This is a genomic window from Sphingomonas pollutisoli (assembly GCF_029167165.1).
Classification (GTDB): domain Bacteria; phylum Pseudomonadota; class Alphaproteobacteria; order Sphingomonadales; family Sphingomonadaceae; genus Sphingomonas; species Sphingomonas pollutisoli.
The window spans coordinates 61,455-78,374 of the sequence record NZ_JARFNJ010000008.1; the positions used below are offsets into that span (position 1 = coordinate 61,455).

Sequence of the window (16,920 nt, forward strand, 5' to 3'; positions counted from 1 at the left end):
CGCTTCGACGCGCTACGCGGTGTCCGGCACACCGGGCGCGACCAGCGCGATCACCATCATACCGGGCGGCGGCGGCAGGATCGTGGCGGACCGGCTGCTCGACCGGCCGACGCTGATCGCGAACGAGACGGATGCGTTCAGCGCGAACACGCTGCCGCGCGGCAGTTGCGGCTATGCCGCTGCGGCGCGGCCGTTCACCCGGCTGCGCGGTTATGATCGCAGCGGGCGGCTGGCGTGGAGCTGGGATCTGGCGCGGGAGCAGGTGGCGCTGCGGCTGCTCGGCACCGGCATCGACGATTGCCTGTCGCCCGATCACGCGCATCTGCTGGTCTTGATCTACGGGCTGGCGCCGGGCGATCTGTCGTTCAGCGAAGCGTTGCAAGCGCAGGGTGTGGTCGCGCTGGGACCACGGCACGGCTTCGTCCGTGCCAAGCCGAAGGGCGCGGCCGAAATGTTCGGCAACGCACGCCGCACCAGCGCGATCGGCTGGCGGCCGGGCGCACCTGCGACGCTCGATTATGAGGTCGATGCCGACGTCGATGGCGATGTCGTCAAGGCATCGACGGATTTCAGCACGCCGCTGGCGAGATAATTTCCGCTGGCGTGGCTTGGACCGTAGTAAAAGCAGGCGTGCTCACGCGCCCGCTTTCTCTTGGCGGTAATGATCGAGGTAGTGATCGAGCCGCTCCTCCTTCGCTTTGTCCCAGATGCCGTTGAGGCGCTTGGGCGCATCGTAGGAGAAGTGGAATGTGTACGTGCCCGGCTGGTCGATCTGCAGTTCGAAGCCGCCGAGTACCTCGCCCGCCGCCTTGCGCTGCTTGTAGAGATCGACGATCGCCGCGCGCGCGGCCTCGCTCAGATCGAACTGCGGGTCGCTCAGCGTGCCGGCTGCGTCGCGCGCCACCGCGAAGCTGACCGTGTCGAGCTGGTAGCCGTCGTCCTGCTCGGCGATCTCGACATCGGCGACGATCCGCTCCCACGCGGAGACCGGCACGGTGCGCACAACCTCGATGACGATGCGGTTCTGGAGGTCGGTCAGATCCACGGCTGGTCCTTACTTGTTGACGAAACTCTGCGTGCGCCACTTGCCGTCGTTGACGCGGTACGACGCGATGAAGTCGTCGGGCCGCTTGCTGGCGTTGGCACCCTCATATTTCGCCTCGATCTTCACTTCCACCGTATTGCCGGGCTTCGCGGCAATGTCGGCGACCGTGTTCTCGAAGCGCTTATAGGCGCCGGTGTTGAGGTTGGGGAGCCCATCGCCGATCGGCTTGCCGTTCCCCGGCACCACGTTGAGCCGGTTGGTCTGGCCGCCGAAGCGATCCGCGATGAGGTGGAAGCCGACATCGGTGTCACGGCCTTCATGGCCGATCTGGCTTTGCAGCGGATTGTCGTTGCGACCCGTCGGGGTGAGCGCGATCTTGCCCTCGGCGGTCTGGACGCGGCCCTTGGCATCAGTCGTGTAAGCGTAGCTACCATATTCGTAGCGGGTGTTCGCCGCCGCCTTATTGGCCGATGCGTTGAACTCGGCGGCGGTGGAGAAGCGCTTGACCGCGAGCTTCTCGCCGGCCTGGACCGCCTCGTCGGCGTGTTTGGCGACCGCGCCGGCGACCTCCGCGCTCGCTTTCTCGCCGCCTCGGATCAGCCCCTTGGCGGCGTCACCGACGCCAGGGATGAAGCCGACCGCCGAGGCTGCGAGATTCGTCCAGCCGCCCGTTTCACCGTTCCAGATCTGGCCGATCGCATGGGCGGCGTCGCGCACGTCGGCGATCTGCCCGGCGATCGGCACGAAGCCCATCGCGACCTGCCCCGCGGTGGCGGACCAGCTCGAATTGCCGGCGAAATCGCCCTTCACCGCGCCTTCGAAGAACGACCCGATTCCTTCCTGTGAGTCCGCATGAAGCGCAGCGGCGAACTGGCCGCGCTCCACCGGGGTCATCTGCGCTTCGAGCGCGGTGGCGAGCGCCGCCGTCTTGGCTTCGTCACCGCCCGCCTGGGCCTTGACCGCCGCCGCCAGCGCGGGCACGTCGAGCGCGCCGCCCAAGCGGTTGGCGGCGAGCAGGCTGGCGGCAAGGCTTGCCGATGCGCTGGCGCCGGGCGCGGTTCCGCCGATCCCGGCGGCGTTGGTGGCTTGAACACTCATGACGCTCTCCGCATCCTTTGGGGACGATCGTTCAGGCAAAGGCCGCGCGCAGCGCAGCCGACTGGGCGACGCGCTGGGCGCCCGCCTCGAATCCGGCGACCACCCCGAAGAACAGGAAGGTCGACAGCGCCTGGCTGACCTCGCCGAGGCTCGGCATCTCGCTGTCGGGGCCGTAGAGCTGGCCCGGACGAGTCATGTCGAGATCGGCCTGGGTCGCCTGCTGTCCGGTCAGTTCGGAGGTCCAGCCGGTCGCCGTCTGGTCGAGGACATAACCGTCGCGCGTGGCGGCATCGAGCGCATAGCCGTCGTGCGACAACGACACCGAAAGGTCGCCGAGGGTGTTCTGGCTGAGCCCGTTGATCTGGAGCGCCTGATCGCCCTTGGTGATCGTCACCGCGTTGGCGACGTACATGCTGGGATTGGCGGCATATTGTTCAGTATTGATGGTGATCTTGGTGCCGTTGCCGAGCGTGAAGGTCGTAGTGCCCCAGAAATCGAACTTGTGCTCGCCGTTCACCTCTACGTGCGGATCGCCCCAGATCTTGGTGGTCTCGCCGGTGTTGGCGTCGTGGATCACCATCTGCGAGTTGTTCTCGTCGAGTTGCAGCGTGTAGCCATCGCCGAGGTCGACATCCGCCGTGCCCTGGCCTTGCAGCGTCGCGGTCCATTCGGCGCCGGGGGTCGGCGCGAATTCGGGTGCGGCGCTCGCCTGTTCGGGCTGCTGCATCGTGCCGCCACGCATCGCCAGCAGCATCGGCAGCACCGCGAAGGCGAAGGCATTGGCGACGAGCGGGTTGACGAAGGTGCCGAGGACGCCGGGGGAAAGCTGAATCGCCTGTCCCTCGACGGCGCGGTTCGGCGCGGTTTGCGGGGCAAGCGTCGCCTGGAGCGTCAGGCCGGTGTTGAAGAGCAGGTCGGTCATCATGCCATCTCCTTGTGCCTGGCCCGCCGCGTCCGGCATGCGGGCGGGTGGGTTAGCGTGCGTCGCTGATCGTCGCCGCCGCGCGTTCGAACGAGGCGCTGACCGCCTCGATATCGTGAGCATTGAAGTCGGCGATCGCGCTGTCGACTCGGTCCAGCGTGCGGCCGTCGGCGAACGCGGCCATGTCGGCGGCGACGGCGCCGGCGAAACTCTCCATCGCGCGGTACAGCGTGCCGACGGCGGCCGGGTTGCCGTTCGGGAATGCCGCCGCGACCGTGTCGGCGAGCGCACGTACGCCGTAATTTTCAGCAACGTTGCCGGGCCGGGCGGGGGCGAGCAGCAACTGGCCAGCGATATGTCCCACCACCGCGACCGCGATCGAGCGCGCGCTCGCCTGGGCGACGTCTGCGCCACCGCTATCGCCAGCGCGGCCAAGCGCGCTGATCTGGGAGGCGGAAATCGGGGCGATCGTCATGGTCTCATCTCGTCGGTTGATGCGAGAGTAAGACCATATTCGACGGTGGATTGGGCTCGGCGATCCGATTAGGCGGCTAGTCGGATCGACTAGCCGCCACCGTCTTCAATAATACCCGGCCGCGCGGCAGAGCCGGAACAGGTGTTGGGTCGCCGGGTGATCCATGCCGAGGTTCGAGGCGACGGTGTAGCGGCGCGCGCATTTCGCGCGCGCGCTTGCTTCCGAAGTGCTCATCGGTGGTGCGCGGCGCGTGCCGCGATGTCGCAGGCTGTGTTGCATCGCCGCGCCGCCGGCCCAGCCGGTCATCGCGCCGGGGTCGAGCGCGGGGCCCACATCTTGCGCGAACACCGGGAGGGGCAGGGCGGCGATGGCCAGCGCCAAGGCAAGGGTGCGGGTCGCCCGTTTCATGCCGGCACCAGCCCCTGATCGGTCAGCGCCATGCCGCGCAGATCGAAGCCGTAGGAATTGCGTGCGCCCTGCGCGACCGTTTCCGTGATCTTGGGAAGAAGCTCAGGGTTCTTCTTCGCCTGCTCGGCGACGCTGCTCAGGATCATGGCCTGGATCAGGTTCGCCTCGCTGAGTTGCTGCTTCATCGCGTCGCTTGCACTAGCGAATTCCGGGGTCGCGCCGATCGCGCGGGCGAGTTGGTCGCGCAGGCCGTGCAACTGGCCCGGCGTAGGGTCGCTGGTATCGGCGCGGATCGTGTACCAGGCGGTGGCCAGATACACGGCCAGCGCGTCAGCGACATTGGTGGTGCGCATGCCGTATCGGCCCATCCATTTCTGCGCCTCGGCCATCACGTCGGTGGTGGCGAGGAGATGTTCGAGTTGGCTGGCACCCTGCGGATCTACCACACGCGTCTTCGTGATGAATTGTGCGTAATTGGCTTTGCGCACCGCCGGATCGGGCCGGAACGACACCGCGGCCGTCGGCGGCAGCGGGGCGTCGGAAGCATGCGGCGTGGCGAGCAGACCGCGCATTGGCAGCGGCGCCTGTGCCGCGCGCCGTTCGAGATCGTGCTGGACGGCGGCGCCCCCGGCCCAGCCGACCATCACGCCGGGGTCCAGCGCCGGGCCGATATCCTGCGCAGCGGCGGGGGCCGAGCCGCAGGCGGCGGCGAGGATGAGCAAGGTTCGCGGAAAACGCATGGCCAATCTCCAGACAATCGGGAATCATTGCTGAAAAGAAACGGGGCTCCGCGACTTTCGTCGTGGAACCCCGCGAGGAAAACACTTTTGCGGTGAAGCGCTTACTGCTTGCGGGCAGTCGACGACATACCTTCGCCGATCGACTTGAGCGCGGTGCTCGCGGCGTTGAACAGGATACTGAACTGCTGCGACAAAGCGCTGAACTTCGTGGTGATGTCTGGCGTATCCTTGCTGATCTTGCCGGCCATGTCGTTCATGTCCTGCGCCATGCCGTTGAGCTGCTTGCCCAGCGCCTCGGCGATCGCCATCAGCCAGCCGCCCTTGTTCGCGACCTTTTCGCCCTGCTTGCCGAGATCGACCGCCATGTCGTTGATCGAATCGTTGATGGTGCGCTGCAGGTCGCCTTCCTGCGCCGGGCTGCCACCGAACGCATCGGAGAAGCCGCTGACCGCTTCTTGCACGTTCTGGAACGCGCCGGCCTGATCGCCCATCGCGCCAGCGAAAGCGCCCTGCGCGAGATCGATGGTCGATTGCGGCAGGCCGAGCTGCTGGCCGAGCTGCTGGATGACCTGCTGGCCGATCGACGACGCGAGCGTCTTTACCGCCAGCGCGGCCCAGCCGGTCGGGCCGGTCGCCAGCATGGCTAGGTTGGCCGGGTTTGTGAACACGTTGGTAATGCCACCGAGAAAGCTCATCATGTCCTCCAACGATTGAGGGGCGGCCCTGAGGGGGAGTGGGGTTGCCGCCGTTTGCGAAAATGTCCGCCGGGTGATCCGACGCCGATCCTTATCCGCGCTTTTGCCGTCGTCCGCGCTCACCGATCCGACTAGCGGCCTAGTCGGATCGCTTAGGTGAGCGGGTGGAAGAGCAGTCCCGCCAGCGCGTTCAGTTCGCGCACGCCGTCGAGTTCGAGTTTGCGGCACATGTTGTTGAGGTGGACGCGCACGGTATTCTCGCTGATCGCGAGTAACGTCGCGATGTCGGCATTGGCACGACCCCAGCCGAGAAAGCGCAGCACCGCGACTTCGGACTTGGTCAGCGTCGCGATGCTGTCGAGATGCCGTTCGGGGATGCGCGCGCGGGGGATGCGGAAATCGCCGACACTGCGCTCCTCCTCGGCAGCGCGGTCGTCGGCCTTGCGCAGCAGCCGCATCAACTCGCGCAGCCGCGCTTCCTCCTCCAGGTCGATGCCGAGCGCGGGCGCGTTCATCGTGCCAGCACCTCGACGACCTGCCGCGCGACGTCGCTGCGGCTCGCCACCTCGGTGATGACGGCCTGGGCGAAGGCGGGGATCAGCGTGACCAGCAAGATCGTCGCCGCCCAGCTCTTGAGCGAGAGCGACAGCGTGAACACGTTGAGCTGCTGCGCGAACCGGTTAAGCAGGCCGAGCCCGGCGTCGATCACGTACAGCAAGGTCAGGACGGGCGCCGCGAACAGCATCGCGAGCATCACCAGCCGGCCGAATTCGCCTTCGAACAGCAGCAGCCCGTGCATGTCGAGATCGGGCCAGTCGGCCGCCATCGGCCAGATCGCATAGCTCTGCATGATCGCGCCGACGAACAGCGACAGCCCGCCCACCGACATGAACACCACGTTGGCGAGGCGCCCGAGCAGCGCGCCATTGAGCGAGGTCTGGTTACCGCCGAGTGGCTCGACGATCTGGCCGATGGTGGAGCCGATCTTGGCGTCGATGATCTCGCCCGCGGCCTCCATCGCCCACAGCATCGTTCCGAAGAAGAAGCCGATCACGACACCGACCACCGCCTCCTTGAGCAGCAACCGGACCCACCCGAACGCGCCGAGCAGCGCTGGCTCGACATGCGGCTGCATCGTGAACGCGACCCCGCCGAGCGTGAGGATGATGCAGTTGCGCACCGTGGACGGGATCAGATCCTGTGCGAACATCGGCACCAGCGCGAAGGCGAAGCCGAACCGCGCCGATGCGACTGCCACCAGCAGGATCTGGTCGAACCACGCGCCCCCTGCGGTCATCCGCGCACCATGCCGGCGAAGCCGCTGAAGATCGTGTCGGCGAACTGGTAGAGGCTGCCCGCGAGCAGCGAGGCGGTGACGAACAGCGTCGCGACGATCGAGAAGAACTTGAGCGTATATTGCAGCGTCTGTTCCTGAAGCTGCGTCGCCGCCTGGATGATGGCGACGAGCAACCCCACCGCCGACGCGGCAATGATCGGCGGTGCGGAGAGCAAGAGCACCAGCCACAGCGCCTGCACGGTGATGTTGACGATCGAATCGGTCATGCGCGTGCCCCCGCGCCGCCCGGCGAGAGCGACGCCGCGCGATCGATCCGGCGCACGTCACACATAGCTCAGCACCAGCCCGTGGCTGATCTTCACCCAGCCATCGACCAGCACGAACAGCAGCAGCTTGAACGGCAGCGAGATCGTCACCGGCGACAGCATCATCATGCCAAGCGCAAGCAGGATGTTGGAGATGACGAGATCGATCACCAGGAACGGCAGGAAGATCAGGAAGCCGATCTGGAAGGCGACGGTGAGTTCCTTCACCACGAACGCCGGGATGACGATGATGAAGTCGCTCGCCGAAGCCGCCTGCGTGCCGCTCTTCTGCGCGACCCGCTGCTCGGTGCGCAGAAAGAACTCGCGCTCGGCTGGGTCGCTGTGCTTGAGCAGGAAGGCGCGCAGCGGTTCCTTGGCCTTGTCGGCGGCGGCGAACAACTGATCGGTCTGCGCGGGCACCTTGGTCGTGCCGGCAGACGCCTGCATCTGCTGCATCGTCGGGTACATCACGTAGAGCGACAGGATCAGCGCGAGCCCGTTGAGCACCATGTTGGGCGGCACCTGCTGCAGCCCGAGCGCGTTTCGGATCAGGCTGAGCACCACCACGATCTTGGTGAAAGACGTTACCATCACTGCGAAGAAGGGTGCGAGCGCGAGCAGTACGACGACGACCAGCGCCGAGCCGGGTGTGAATTGCGAGAGATCCATCACGCATCGCCCGCGATGAGCACGCCGTAGCCGTCGCCGATCGCGACGAGCGTGCCGCGCGCGAGGGGGCGGCCGCTGGCGAGGATCCGCACCGCGATACTGCCGCCGTCGCTGCCGATCGGCAGCACCGCCCCTTCGCGCAGCGCTTGCAGGCGGTCGAGGGGCACAACGCTGTCCTCGATCTCGATGGTGAGCGGAACGTTGAAGGTGGCATCGGGCGCCGGCTGCGGCGCGGGGGCTGCGGAACTATCCTGCATCAAAGGCTCCTCGGGCGGGGTCACGCGGGGATGAAACGAGCGGCGGCCGGATCGAACCGGCCGGCGAGCGGGGCTTGGCCGGACACGTGCAGCGTCGCGGCGAGCGGATTTTCGAGCAGCAGGAGGTCGCCCGGCGCGAGGCTGGCGGCGGCGTGCGGCGCGAGGCGCGGCCCGGCGATCCGCACCGCCACGCGCACACTGACGCCGCCCAACAGTTCGGGCGCGAACTCGGGCGCGGCGGGGTGCAGCATGAGCGTGGGCGGCAGCGCGAGCAGCAGGCGCTGGCGCGCGATACCCTCGGCGAGCGCCGTCACCTCCACGATCGGCGTGTGCGCGGGCGCCTCCACCAGCCGCTCGGGCACGAGCGCGATGCCGAGCCCGAGTTCGATTTCGCGGAGCAGCGGCTCGCATGCCTCAAGCGCCTCCGCCGCGGTGGGGCCGTCGTCAGCGAGGAGACGCGCGTCGCGGCCGTCGCGCAGCAGCAGCGCGAACGCAGCCTCGTTCGCACATGCATACCACCAGCGTGCGGTCGACGGCGCGGCCGGGATGCGCGCGACGAGCGTTCCGTCCGCACAGCGCCGCCCGGACAGCGCGGCAGGCACCGTCTCGCGCAGGCGCGCTTCGGCGGGATCGAGCCGGGGCAGGCGATCGAGCATCATCGTAGATCTTCCTGGGCGATGGCACCGGGGTCATCCTCGGGCCAGCGGGCGAGCAGGCTGATGCCGCCGGCGGTCACGCCGAGCAGCATCGTCTCGCCGCGCACCGCAACCATCACCACGCGCTCGGTCTGGCCGAGCGGCATCGCGCGCAGGAAGCGGATCGGGCGCTCGCCGCCGTCCTCCTTGCCCTGGAAACGATCCTGCCAGGTGCGCAGCGCCTTGAGCAGCACCCAGGCGAGCCCGAGCACGACTGCGAGCGCGATCACCACCGCGAACAGGCTGGAGAGCAATGCGCCGGTCATAGTCCGAACTCCTGCGCGTCTTCGCGGTGCAGTGGCGCATCGCCAGCGCGGGCGCGCTTTGCCCATAGGATGATCTCGGCAATCGCATCGAACAGCGGCTCGGGTATGATCGCGCCCGCCTCGCCGGTGGCGAAGATGGTGCGGGTAAGCCCGATGTTGCGCACGATCGGCACGCCATTTTCCTCGGCACGGGCGCGCATCGCGGCGGCAAGCGGCCCTTCGCCCTTGGCCGCGATCACCGGCACCGGGCAGGCGCCCGGATCATAGTCGAGCGCGATCGCGAGATGAGTCGGGTTGACGAGTAGCACGTTGGCCGCGCCAGCCGCGCCGATCGCGTTCTGGTTGGCATATTCCTCGTGCATCTGGCGGCGCTGCTGCCGCAGCAGCGGATCGCCCTCGCTATCCTTATGCTCCTGCCGGATGTCGCGGCGGCTCATTTTGAGCTTCTTGATGAACGTGTGGTGCGCGTAGATCCGGTCGGCGAACGCGACGAGCAGGAACACCGCGGTCGTCCAGCCGATCAGTTGCAACGTCACCGATTGGCTGAGCGCGAAGATCTGCGCGGCGACCTGCGGGCCACTCGATTGTACCGGAGACCATGCGGCGGCGTTGAGCAACTCGCCGAGCGCGCCGAACGAGCCGCGCATTACCGCCACGACGATCGCGAGGATCAGCAGCGCCTTGACCAAGGTCTTCGCGAGCTCGACCAGATTGTCCATGCTGAACATCTTCTTGAGCCCCTCTATGGGGTTCATCTTGTCGAGCGTCGGCTTCATCTTGTCGGTGGTGAGGATCACGCCGGTCTGGAAGAACTCCGCGGCCAGCCCGACGATTGCCGCCGGCACCAGCGTCATCGCGGCGATGCCGAGCAGCAGCGTGACCGCGCTCCAGCCGACCAGGGGCAAGGCGGTAGCGAACGGCACCGCCACCGCGCGATCGAGCGTCATCGTCGTGAAATCGGCGATGCGGCCGCCGAGCAGCCCCGCCGCCGTCGCGAACAGCGCCAGCCACACGACCATGCCGAGCGCCGCGCCAAAATCCTTGGACTTGGCGACGTCGCCCTTCTTGCGCGCATCGCGCAATCGCTTCGCGGTCGGCTTTTCGGTCTTGTCGCCGCCGTCGTTCTTGTCGGCCATAATAGCTTCCCGGATCGGGCGCGATCATCGCGCCGACTTGGGGCATCCCGTCACGCAAGTATTACGCGACATTCAAGACTTTCGGGCAGGCAATTCGGATAGAAAAATCGAAGTAAAAATGCCACCGGCTCCGAGTTGGTCAATACAAATGTTACAAGATACGATGAGCCGTGTGGCTTTTACAGATATTGCGATTCCGGAATGATTCTTCGCAAAAACGTAGCAAATCTGCAACAGTCAAGGGGATTGCGATGAATGGGGCCGGAATGGCTCGACTCGTCGCAAAAAGCATAACGGCTCGTCGCCAAGCGGTTCCATTACAATCATTTGACCGACTAGCCGTTGGCGCAAGACACGTGCCGTCACGCTACGGACACATGTCGTAACAGGGATATCACCACAGGTCACAGTGCAGGCAGGGCGCCACGACGGGCATCGGGCGCCTGGACAAGACGGTTCGGATCGACATTTCGCCGGGTTCCTTAAGTTGGATCGGAGACCGCTTCGTGACGAAGAACGCTATCCGCACTACCGTTTATAGTTTGGCCGCTTCCGGTTTGATTGCTGCGTGCGGTTCAACGTGCTTGGCGCGGCCGATCAAAGATACCGATCTCTTCGCGAAATGTCCGCTCACGGCGAATCTGCGCGTGGCGGACCCGCGCACGTTGAACGAGTTCGAGTCGCTCGAAGCGTGTCGTGACACGATCGTCAGCCAGGCGCCCGCCGATGTCCCGGACGATACGGGCGTGGTTCGCATCATTGGCGTGAAAGCGAAGCCGGCGCCGCGCGGCAAGCGGGCCGCGCCGCCGCCAGAGCCAGACGCGGCTGGCGGCGTGACCAAGGCGAGCTGGTCGGCCACGCTCAGCCCGTTCGATCGCGACGTGGCGCGCACCGCCGCCGCCTATCGGATCGATCCGCTGTTCCTTCATGCCATCATCCGCACCGAATCCGGCTATCGCCCGGCGGCGGTGTCGCATGCCAAGGCGGTGGGACTCATGCAGATCATGCCGGCGACCGGCGCGACGCTCGGCGTGCGCACCGCTGGCCTGTACGAACCCGCCACCAACATCGACACCGGCGCGCGGCTGCTCAAACGGCTGCAACGCCGCTACGGCCGCAACTTCGGGCTGATCCTCGGCGCATACAATGCCGGCGAGGGTGCGGTTGCGCGCTACGGCAACCGCGTGCCGCCCTATCGCGAGACGCGTGCCTATGTCGGCACGGTGATGGGCCGCTACCAGGCGTTGCGCGCCGCGTCGTTCAGCGCGGGGGTGGCGCGGTGAGCGCCGTCACGCTGTTGCGCCGACTGCCGCGCACCTCGCTGCGCGCCGCCGATCTGCTGCTGGTCGGCGCGCTGGTCGCGGTGATCGGGCTGCTGATCCTGCCGCTGCCGCCGCTGGTGCTCGACGTGCTGATCGCCACCAACATGACCGTCGGGGTGCTGCTGCTGCTGAGCACGCTGTACGTCACCAAGCCGCTCGATTTCTCGACCTTCCCGTCGGTGTTGCTGCTGACGACGCTGTTCCGCCTCGCGATTTCGATCGCGACGACACGGATGATCCTCGGCCATGCCGAAGCCGGGCATATCGTCCGCCAATTCGGCGAGATGGTGGCGGGCGGCAATCTGATCGTCGGGCTGGTGGTGTTCCTCATCATCACCATCGTTCAGTTCGTGGTGATCTCCAAGGGCGCCGAGCGGGTTGCCGAAGTCGCCGCGCGCTTCAGCCTGGATGCGATGCCGGGCAAGCAGCTCTCGATCGACAGCGATCTGCGTTCCGGCCTGATCGGCAAGGACGAGGCGCGCGCACGCCGCCGCACGCTCGAGAACGAAAGCAAGCTGCACGGCAGCCTCGATGGCGCGATGAAGTTCGTGAAGGGCGATGCGATCGCCTCGATCATCATCGTGCTGGTCAACCTGATCGGCGGCCTCGGGGTCGGCGTGTTCTCGCACGGCATGCCGGCGGGCGAGGCGATCACGACCTATTCGATCCTGACGATCGGCGACGGCCTGGTCGCGCAGTTGCCGGCGTTGTTCAGCGCGATGGCGGCTGGCCTGCTCGTCACGCGCACGACCGACGAGGAGGACGAGCGCGATCTCGGGCCGACCATCGCGCGCCAGATCGCCAGCAAGCCGCGCGTGCTCGGCATCGCCGGGGCGCTGTGCCTGTTGCTCGCGATCATCCCCGGCTTCCCGACCCTGGTGTTCGTCGCGCTCAGCGCGGCGCTGTTCGCTGGCGGCGCGTGGAACCACCCGGTCTCCAACGCGGCGATCCGCGCGCGGCTCGCCCGCTTCGACAGCGCGCCCGCGCCGGTGCCGGAGAGCGTCGAGGCCAAACCGGCGCCGCTGCGCGCGGTGCGTCCGCTGGTGCTCGAAGTCGCCGCGCCCGGCCTTACCGGGCCGCGCGTCGCAACGCTGTCGCAGGCGGTGACGGCGGTGCTGGAGCGTACGCAGGCGCGGCTCGGCCTGCCGGTTCCGCCCGCCGAGATCGTGCCGAGCGCGGTCGCGCCGGGTGAACCGGGCAAGTGGGCGCTGTTCCTGTATGACGCGCCCGCCGCGAGCGGGGTGATCACGCACGAAGATTTCGAGGACCGGCTGTGCGACGATGTCGAGCGCGTGCTGCGCCGGCATGTCGGCCAGTTCCTCGGCCTTCAGGAAGTGACCGGCATCCTCAACCGGATCGGCACCGACTTCCCCGATGTCGTCAAGGAAGTGGTGCGCGCGGTGCCCGTCACCCGCATCGCCGAGATCCTGCGCCTCCACGCCGAGGAGGAAGTGCCGATGCGCAACATGCGCGACGTGCTCGAGGCAATCGCCGAGGCCGGGCAGAACGAGCGCAATGCGATCCCGCTCGCCGACCTTACCCGCGTTGCGCTCAAGCGTTATCTGGCGCCGCCGTACCTCACCGCCGACGGGCGTTTCCGCGTGCTGGTGATCGGCACCACGCTCGAACGCTTCTGCCGCGACAACATCCGCATGCTCGACGGCGTGGCGCGGCTCGCGATGGAGCCTGACCATGCGCGCACGATGATCGGCATGATCCGCCGCGAGGTGGCCGAGAGCGGCGCCCGCGCCGTCGTCACCGCCTACGACCTGCGCCGGCCGCTCCGCCGTCTGCTCGCCGCCGACCTGTTCGAGCTGCCGGTGCTCGCGTTCAACGAGCTGATGACCGACGTGCCGCTCGACGTCGCCGGTCAGCTAGACCGGACGCCGATCGCGATCGAGGATGTCGACACGGTGGGGGCGGCCGAATGATGCGCGCGCTCCGTGACCTGTCGCGCGTCGGCGCCGGGCTGGGCTGCATGGTGCTTGCCGCGACGCCGAGCCTCGCCGGGCCGATCCCCTTCGCCGCCAAGCCGGTCGCGATCGAGGCGCGCGATCAGGATATCGGCACTTTCCTCAACCAGTTCTTCGCCGCGGCTGGCCTGCCGGTGGTGGTCAGCACCGACTTGAGCGGCAAGGTCAACGGCCGTTTCACCGGCCCGCCTTCGAGCGTGTGGGCGAACGTGTCGCGTGCGTTCAACCTGGTCGGCTACCATGATGGCGCGACGGTGGCGGTCTATGCCGCGAAGGACGTGCAGAGCCGCACCGTGGCGGTGCCCGCCGGCCGCGCGCAGGAACTGGCGAGCGCGATCGCGCGCGCCGGGCTTGCCGATGACAACAACCATGTCCGCGTCACATCCGCGCAGTCGCTGCTCGCGACCGGGGTGCCCAAGTTCGTCGATCAGGTGCAGCAACTCGCCGCCGCCCTGCCGGCCGCGCCGGGTGCGGGGCAGGGCGGCATCGACCGGATCAGCCCGTCACGCGCCGCGATCGCGCCGGTCGACGCGGTCGAACCCTACGAATTGCGCGTCTTCTACCTCAAATACGCCCGCGCCGACGACACCATGCTCGATGCGGGCGGGCGTGAGACCAAGGTGCCCGGCGTCGGATCGACGCTCAGCAAGATCATGGGCGACGGCCAGCCGGTGGCGGGTTCGGTGACCGGCCAATATGGCAGCCGCCGCATCCGCCAGAGCCAGCCGCGGCTGATGGGCCGCGGGCTCGATGCGGTCGATCCCGATGCGGCGCAAGCCTCGCCGACGGCGCCGTATGACGACGAATATCTCGGTCTGCCGCCGGCGCAGGGCAACGCCGTGGCTTCGGCCGCCGCCGGCGCCAATGGCCGCTATGTCCAGTCTGGCCCGCGCATCAGCATCGACCCGTCGCTCAACGCGGTGATCGTGCGCGATCGGCCGGAGAACATGCCGGCCTATGAGGGACTGGTCAAAGCGCTCGATATCGCGCCGCAGGTGGTCCAGCTCGAAGCGACCATCATCGATCTCAACATCGACAAGGCGCGCGAACTCGGCATCAACTGGCGCGTGCAGAGCCAGGGCTTCAACGCCCTGTTCGGCGGCGACCTGACCCAGCGCAGCGGCAATGCCGCGAACGACATCGCCAATTTCGGCAGCGCCAACAACGGCCTGTCGCTCTCCAGCGTGATCGGCGCGCACCGCGAGCTGATCTCGCGCATCACCGCGCTCGAACAGAAGGGCGCGGCGCGGATCGTGTCGCGGCCGCAGCTCGTCACGCTCGCAAACGTGGAGGCGGTATTCGATCGCACCCAGACCTTCTACGTGCGCGTCGCCGGCGACCGGCAGGTCGATCTGTTCAACGTGACCGCGGGCACCGTGCTGCGCGTCAACCCGCACGTGCTCACCGAGAACGGTGCCCCGCGCATCCGTATGGTGGTGGCGGTGCAGGACGGCACGATCCTCGACAACCGCGTCGATCGCATTCCGGTGGTGGAGAATGCCAGCGTCAACACGCAGGCGCTGATCAACGAAGGCGAGAGCCTGTTGCTGGGTGGCCTCACCGTCAACGCGAAATACGATGCCGAGAGCAAGATCCCGATCGTCGGCGACATACCGGTGCTGGGCGAGCTGTTCAAGAGCCGCTCGAAATCGTCGTCGCGGATCGAGCGGCTGTTCCTCATCACCCCGCGCGTGGTGCGGCTCGATCAGGTCGCGACCGCCGCGGCCGTGACGACCACGCCCCTCATCCCCGGAGCCAAGCCATGACCAAGCCCCCGACCGTCACCGGCGACGTGCTGCGCATCATCGGCGGCCGTCTGGATGGCAAGGAATATCCGCTCATGCCCGGCGCGCGCATCCTGATCGGGCACGCGCTGGCGAGTGACGTGGTGCTGCGCGGCGCGGGCACGCGTGAGCTGTGCGTCGAACTGCGGGTCGCGGCCGACGCGGCGGTGGTGCATGTCGTGTCGGGCACGATTGAGCTGCTCGGCCGCCCGCTCGCCGCCGGCGATGAGGCGATGCTGCCCGCCTATCTGCCGTTCCGCTTCGGCGAGTTTCTCGTCGCGCACGGTGCCGCCGGGTCGGCGCGCTGGGCCGAGGCGGAGAGCGTCGGCGGCGGGCGGTGCGGCGCTCCGGTCACGCCGCTGCCGGTGCCCCGGCTCGGTGATCGGCTGGTCGCGCAGGGCCGTGCGCAGGCCGCGCGGGTGGTGGAGCGGTTCGGGGGGCGGCGGCTCGCGCTCGCGGCGGTGTCGGCAGTGTTGCTCACCGCGGCGGTGCAGCCGGTCGGCGCGCTCATCTCGGATCGCGAACACTCGCCCGAATCGCTCGCACAGACGCTCGAACAAGGCGGCTTCCACAGCCTCAAGGTCAGCGCCGATCCGGTCGGCGGGCTGATCGTGCACGGCGCGGTCGCGCGCGACGGCGATCTCGCGCGGCTGCGCACGCTGGTCGCGACCCGCGACGTGCCGGTGGTGCTCGACGTCACGTCATCGGCTGCGCTCGCGACGGCGGCGGCGGACGTGCTGCAAGCGCAAGGGGTGCAGGCGAAGGCGGCACCGGCGGGCGCGGGCGGCATCGTCGTGACCGCCGCCTATATGCCGGTCGACACGCAGGAGCGGCTGCGCAAACTGCTGTCGAACGACGTGCCCGGCCTCCAGCGCGTCAGCTTCCGCACCGACGACGCGCTCGGCGACAACCCGCTGCAAAGCTATTTCGCGCGGAGCGGCGCCGGGCTGGCGACCGTGGTGGAAGACCCCGGCTACATCGCCACAGCCGACGGTTCGCGCTGGTTCCCCGGCGCGACGCTCCCGACCGGGCACAAGCTCGTCGCGATCGCCGACGGCCGCATCCGTTTCGAAAAGGACGGCCGCTTCGAAGACGTCCGCCTCTGACTCACTCAAGGAGAAGTGCCATGACGACGATCAACACCGGACTCACGCTCTCGAACCTCGCCGCCGCCCCGGCCTCCGGGCGACTCTCTTCGCAGAACAGCTCCTCCGACAATTGGTTCGAAGCGTTCGCCAACGCCTGGGGTCAGGCGCTCGACAAACAGGCGTCGGTGATCGAGCAGCAATCGGGCGCGATCAGCGAAGGCGGCGACCAGCCGTCCGACATCACCAAGCTGACCGCCGAATCGATGAAGATGAGCTTCCTGTCGGAAAGCTCGCACAGCTCGATCGACAGCGTGTCCAAGTCGCTCGAGACGATGGCGCGGAAGTCCTGACGATGACCGTCGAAGCGATCGCGGCGGCCACCGCCGCACCGCCGCCGCGCGTGACCGATCTCGCGCCTGCCATGCCGCAGGCGCCGGGGCTCGGCACGCAAGTGCAGTTCGAAGGCGCGATGCACCAGGCGGCGGCCCCGCAGGCCAGCCACGACGTGCCGCCCGCCGTCAAAAACATGCTCGACACGCTCGACAAGGTCGATGGCGAAGCCAAGGGCATCGCCGAATATGCGCGCACAGCCGAACAATCGGGCGGCAAGCTGACCCCCGGCGAGATCGTGCAACTGACGATGCGCTGCCAGGAATTCGCGTTCCACGCGCAGCTTTCGTCGAGCATCGCCAATCGCAGTTCGGACGGCATCCAGCAGCTTTTCCGCCAGCAGGGCTGAGCCGGG

The 16,920-nt window shown here is 67.7% G+C and carries 22 protein-coding genes; 7 read left to right on the forward strand and 15 right to left on the reverse strand.

Annotated elements, in window-relative coordinates; all coding sequences use genetic code 11:
- Positions 1–19: 19 nt before the first annotated feature.
- On the forward strand, positions 20–592 hold the full coding sequence (locus PX554_RS17775; protein WP_093225868.1) for a hypothetical protein: 573 nt from the start codon (positions 20–22) through the stop codon (positions 590–592).
- A 42-nt stretch (positions 593–634) separates the two neighbouring features.
- Here the strand turns inward: PX554_RS17775 and PX554_RS17780 are convergent, their stop codons facing one another.
- From PX554_RS17780 to PX554_RS17850, 15 genes are all read right to left on the reverse strand, one after another.
- Positions 635–1,045: a hypothetical protein gene (locus PX554_RS17780; protein ID WP_093225869.1), complete on the reverse strand. Its 411-nt coding sequence runs from the start codon at positions 1,043–1,045 to the stop codon at positions 635–637.
- A 9-nt stretch (positions 1,046–1,054) separates the two neighbouring features.
- A complete protein-coding gene (locus PX554_RS17785) occupies positions 1,055–2,143 on the reverse strand; it encodes a DNA/RNA non-specific endonuclease (protein WP_275503870.1) in 1,089 nt (362 codons plus the stop codon).
- A 31-nt stretch (positions 2,144–2,174) separates the two neighbouring features.
- Positions 2,175–3,065, reverse strand: coding sequence for a DUF1521 domain-containing protein (locus tag PX554_RS17790; protein ID WP_275503871.1), 891 nt, complete (start codon positions 3,063–3,065; stop codon positions 2,175–2,177).
- A 52-nt stretch (positions 3,066–3,117) separates the two neighbouring features.
- Positions 3,118–3,540 (reverse strand): hypothetical protein, encoded by a 423-nt coding sequence (locus PX554_RS17795; RefSeq protein ID WP_093225874.1) that lies wholly within the window; start codon positions 3,538–3,540, stop codon positions 3,118–3,120.
- A 105-nt stretch (positions 3,541–3,645) separates the two neighbouring features.
- A complete protein-coding gene (locus PX554_RS17800; RefSeq protein WP_275503872.1) occupies positions 3,646–3,948 on the reverse strand; it encodes a hypothetical protein in 303 nt (100 codons plus the stop codon).
- A complete protein-coding gene (locus PX554_RS17805) occupies positions 3,945–4,688 on the reverse strand; it encodes a DUF6683 family protein (protein WP_275503873.1) in 744 nt (247 codons plus the stop codon). The genes PX554_RS17800 and PX554_RS17805 overlap by 4 nt, the downstream gene beginning before the upstream one ends.
- A 101-nt stretch (positions 4,689–4,789) precedes the next feature.
- A complete protein-coding gene (locus PX554_RS17810) occupies positions 4,790–5,383 on the reverse strand; it encodes a hypothetical protein (RefSeq protein WP_143023396.1) in 594 nt (197 codons plus the stop codon).
- Between the two features lie 152 nt (positions 5,384–5,535).
- The gene (locus tag PX554_RS17815) at positions 5,536–5,898 is read right to left on the reverse strand and encodes a helix-turn-helix domain-containing protein (protein ID WP_093225879.1); all 363 of its coding nucleotides are present in this window, start codon (positions 5,896–5,898) and stop codon (positions 5,536–5,538) included.
- Positions 5,895–6,680 (reverse strand): type III secretion system export apparatus subunit SctT, encoded by a 786-nt coding sequence (sctT, locus tag PX554_RS17820; protein ID WP_275503874.1) that lies wholly within the window; start codon positions 6,678–6,680, stop codon positions 5,895–5,897. The genes PX554_RS17815 and sctT overlap by 4 nt, the downstream gene beginning before the upstream one ends.
- Positions 6,677–6,946 carry a type III secretion system export apparatus subunit SctS gene (sctS, locus tag PX554_RS17825; RefSeq protein WP_093225881.1) on the reverse strand — a complete coding sequence of 90 codons (270 nt, stop codon included), beginning with the start codon at positions 6,944–6,946 and terminating at the stop codon, positions 6,677–6,679. Before sctS ends, sctT begins: the two co-directional genes overlap by 4 nt.
- Positions 6,947–7,003: 57 nt before the next feature.
- Positions 7,004–7,654 (reverse strand): type III secretion system export apparatus subunit SctR, encoded by a 651-nt coding sequence (gene sctR / locus PX554_RS17830; RefSeq protein ID WP_275503875.1) that lies wholly within the window; start codon positions 7,652–7,654, stop codon positions 7,004–7,006.
- A complete protein-coding gene (locus PX554_RS17835) occupies positions 7,654–7,911 on the reverse strand; it encodes a FliM/FliN family flagellar motor switch protein (RefSeq protein WP_176787241.1) in 258 nt (85 codons plus the stop codon). Before PX554_RS17835 ends, sctR begins: the two co-directional genes overlap by 1 nt.
- A gap of 20 nt (positions 7,912–7,931) precedes the next feature.
- Positions 7,932–8,570, reverse strand: a complete 639-nt coding sequence (locus PX554_RS17840; RefSeq protein ID WP_275503876.1) for a hypothetical protein — start codon at positions 8,568–8,570, stop codon at positions 7,932–7,934.
- Entirely contained in the window at positions 8,567–8,872 is a 306-nt protein-coding gene (locus PX554_RS17845) for a FliO/MopB family protein (protein WP_093225884.1), read from the reverse strand. The genes PX554_RS17840 and PX554_RS17845 overlap by 4 nt, the downstream gene beginning before the upstream one ends.
- Entirely contained in the window at positions 8,869–10,008 is a 1,140-nt protein-coding gene (locus PX554_RS17850; protein WP_275503877.1) for an EscU/YscU/HrcU family type III secretion system export apparatus switch protein, read from the reverse strand. Before PX554_RS17850 ends, PX554_RS17845 begins: the two co-directional genes overlap by 4 nt.
- A gap of 647 nt (positions 10,009–10,655) precedes the next feature.
- On the opposite strand from PX554_RS17850, the gene PX554_RS17855 reads away from it, so the two are divergent.
- The 6 genes from PX554_RS17855 to PX554_RS17880 are packed head-to-tail and all read left to right on the forward strand — an operon-like array spanning position 10,656 to position 16,914.
- Positions 10,656–11,291: a lytic transglycosylase domain-containing protein gene (locus PX554_RS17855; RefSeq protein WP_275503878.1), complete on the forward strand. Its 636-nt coding sequence runs from the start codon at positions 10,656–10,658 to the stop codon at positions 11,289–11,291.
- The gene (locus tag PX554_RS17860; protein WP_275503879.1) at positions 11,288–13,261 is read left to right on the forward strand and encodes a flagellar biosynthesis protein FlhA; all 1,974 of its coding nucleotides are present in this window, start codon (positions 11,288–11,290) and stop codon (positions 13,259–13,261) included. The genes PX554_RS17855 and PX554_RS17860 overlap by 4 nt, the downstream gene beginning before the upstream one ends.
- Positions 13,258–15,069 carry a type III secretion system outer membrane ring subunit SctC gene (gene sctC / locus PX554_RS17865; RefSeq protein WP_275503880.1) on the forward strand — a complete coding sequence of 604 codons (1,812 nt, stop codon included), beginning with the start codon at positions 13,258–13,260 and terminating at the stop codon, positions 15,067–15,069. The genes PX554_RS17860 and sctC overlap by 4 nt, the downstream gene beginning before the upstream one ends.
- A complete protein-coding gene (locus tag PX554_RS17870; protein WP_275503881.1) occupies positions 15,066–16,193 on the forward strand; it encodes a hypothetical protein in 1,128 nt (375 codons plus the stop codon). Before sctC ends, PX554_RS17870 begins: the two co-directional genes overlap by 4 nt.
- 20 nt (positions 16,194–16,213) lie before the next feature.
- On the forward strand, positions 16,214–16,525 hold the full coding sequence (locus PX554_RS17875; protein ID WP_093225893.1) for a hypothetical protein: 312 nt from the start codon (positions 16,214–16,216) through the stop codon (positions 16,523–16,525).
- A 2-nt stretch (positions 16,526–16,527) separates the two neighbouring features.
- On the forward strand, positions 16,528–16,914 hold the full coding sequence (locus PX554_RS17880) for a hypothetical protein (RefSeq protein WP_275503882.1): 387 nt from the start codon (positions 16,528–16,530) through the stop codon (positions 16,912–16,914).
- Positions 16,915–16,920: the final 6 nt, after the last annotated feature.

Bases quoted from the DNA above. Each gene is read 5' to 3' on its own strand.
- PX554_RS17810 (WP_143023396.1), bottom strand. From the start codon at position 5,383: ATGAGCTTTCTCGGTGGCATTACCAACGTGTTCACAAACCCGGCCAAC.
- sctC (WP_275503880.1), top strand. From the start codon at position 13,258: ATGATGCGCGCGCTCCGTGACCTGTCGCGCGTCGGCGCCGGGCTGGGC.
- PX554_RS17815 (WP_093225879.1), bottom strand. From the start codon at position 5,898: ATGAACGCGCCCGCGCTCGGCATCGACCTGGAGGAGGAAGCGCGGCTG.
- PX554_RS17800 (WP_275503872.1), bottom strand. From the start codon at position 3,948: ATGAAACGGGCGACCCGCACCCTTGCCTTGGCGCTGGCCATCGCCGCC.
- PX554_RS17785 (WP_275503870.1), bottom strand. From the start codon at position 2,143: ATGAGTGTTCAAGCCACCAACGCCGCCGGGATCGGCGGAACCGCGCCC.
- sctR (WP_275503875.1), bottom strand. From the start codon at position 7,654: ATGGATCTCTCGCAATTCACACCCGGCTCGGCGCTGGTCGTCGTCGTA.
- PX554_RS17835 (WP_176787241.1), bottom strand. From the start codon at position 7,911: ATGCAGGATAGTTCCGCAGCCCCCGCGCCGCAGCCGGCGCCCGATGCC.
- PX554_RS17875 (WP_093225893.1), top strand. From the start codon at position 16,214: ATGACGACGATCAACACCGGACTCACGCTCTCGAACCTCGCCGCCGCC.
- PX554_RS17805 (WP_275503873.1), bottom strand. From the start codon at position 4,688: ATGCGTTTTCCGCGAACCTTGCTCATCCTCGCCGCCGCCTGCGGCTCG.
- PX554_RS17880 (WP_275503882.1), top strand. From the start codon at position 16,528: ATGACCGTCGAAGCGATCGCGGCGGCCACCGCCGCACCGCCGCCGCGC.
- PX554_RS17845 (WP_093225884.1), bottom strand. From the start codon at position 8,872: ATGACCGGCGCATTGCTCTCCAGCCTGTTCGCGGTGGTGATCGCGCTC.
- PX554_RS17840 (WP_275503876.1), bottom strand. From the start codon at position 8,570: ATGATGCTCGATCGCCTGCCCCGGCTCGATCCCGCCGAAGCGCGCCTG.
- PX554_RS17795 (WP_093225874.1), bottom strand. From the start codon at position 3,540: ATGACGATCGCCCCGATTTCCGCCTCCCAGATCAGCGCGCTTGGCCGC.
- PX554_RS17850 (WP_275503877.1), bottom strand. From the start codon at position 10,008: ATGGCCGACAAGAACGACGGCGGCGACAAGACCGAAAAGCCGACCGCG.
- sctS (WP_093225881.1), bottom strand. From the start codon at position 6,946: ATGACCGATTCGATCGTCAACATCACCGTGCAGGCGCTGTGGCTGGTG.
- PX554_RS17790 (WP_275503871.1), bottom strand. From the start codon at position 3,065: ATGACCGACCTGCTCTTCAACACCGGCCTGACGCTCCAGGCGACGCTT.
- PX554_RS17870 (WP_275503881.1), top strand. From the start codon at position 15,066: ATGACCAAGCCCCCGACCGTCACCGGCGACGTGCTGCGCATCATCGGC.
- sctT (WP_275503874.1), bottom strand. From the start codon at position 6,680: ATGACCGCAGGGGGCGCGTGGTTCGACCAGATCCTGCTGGTGGCAGTC.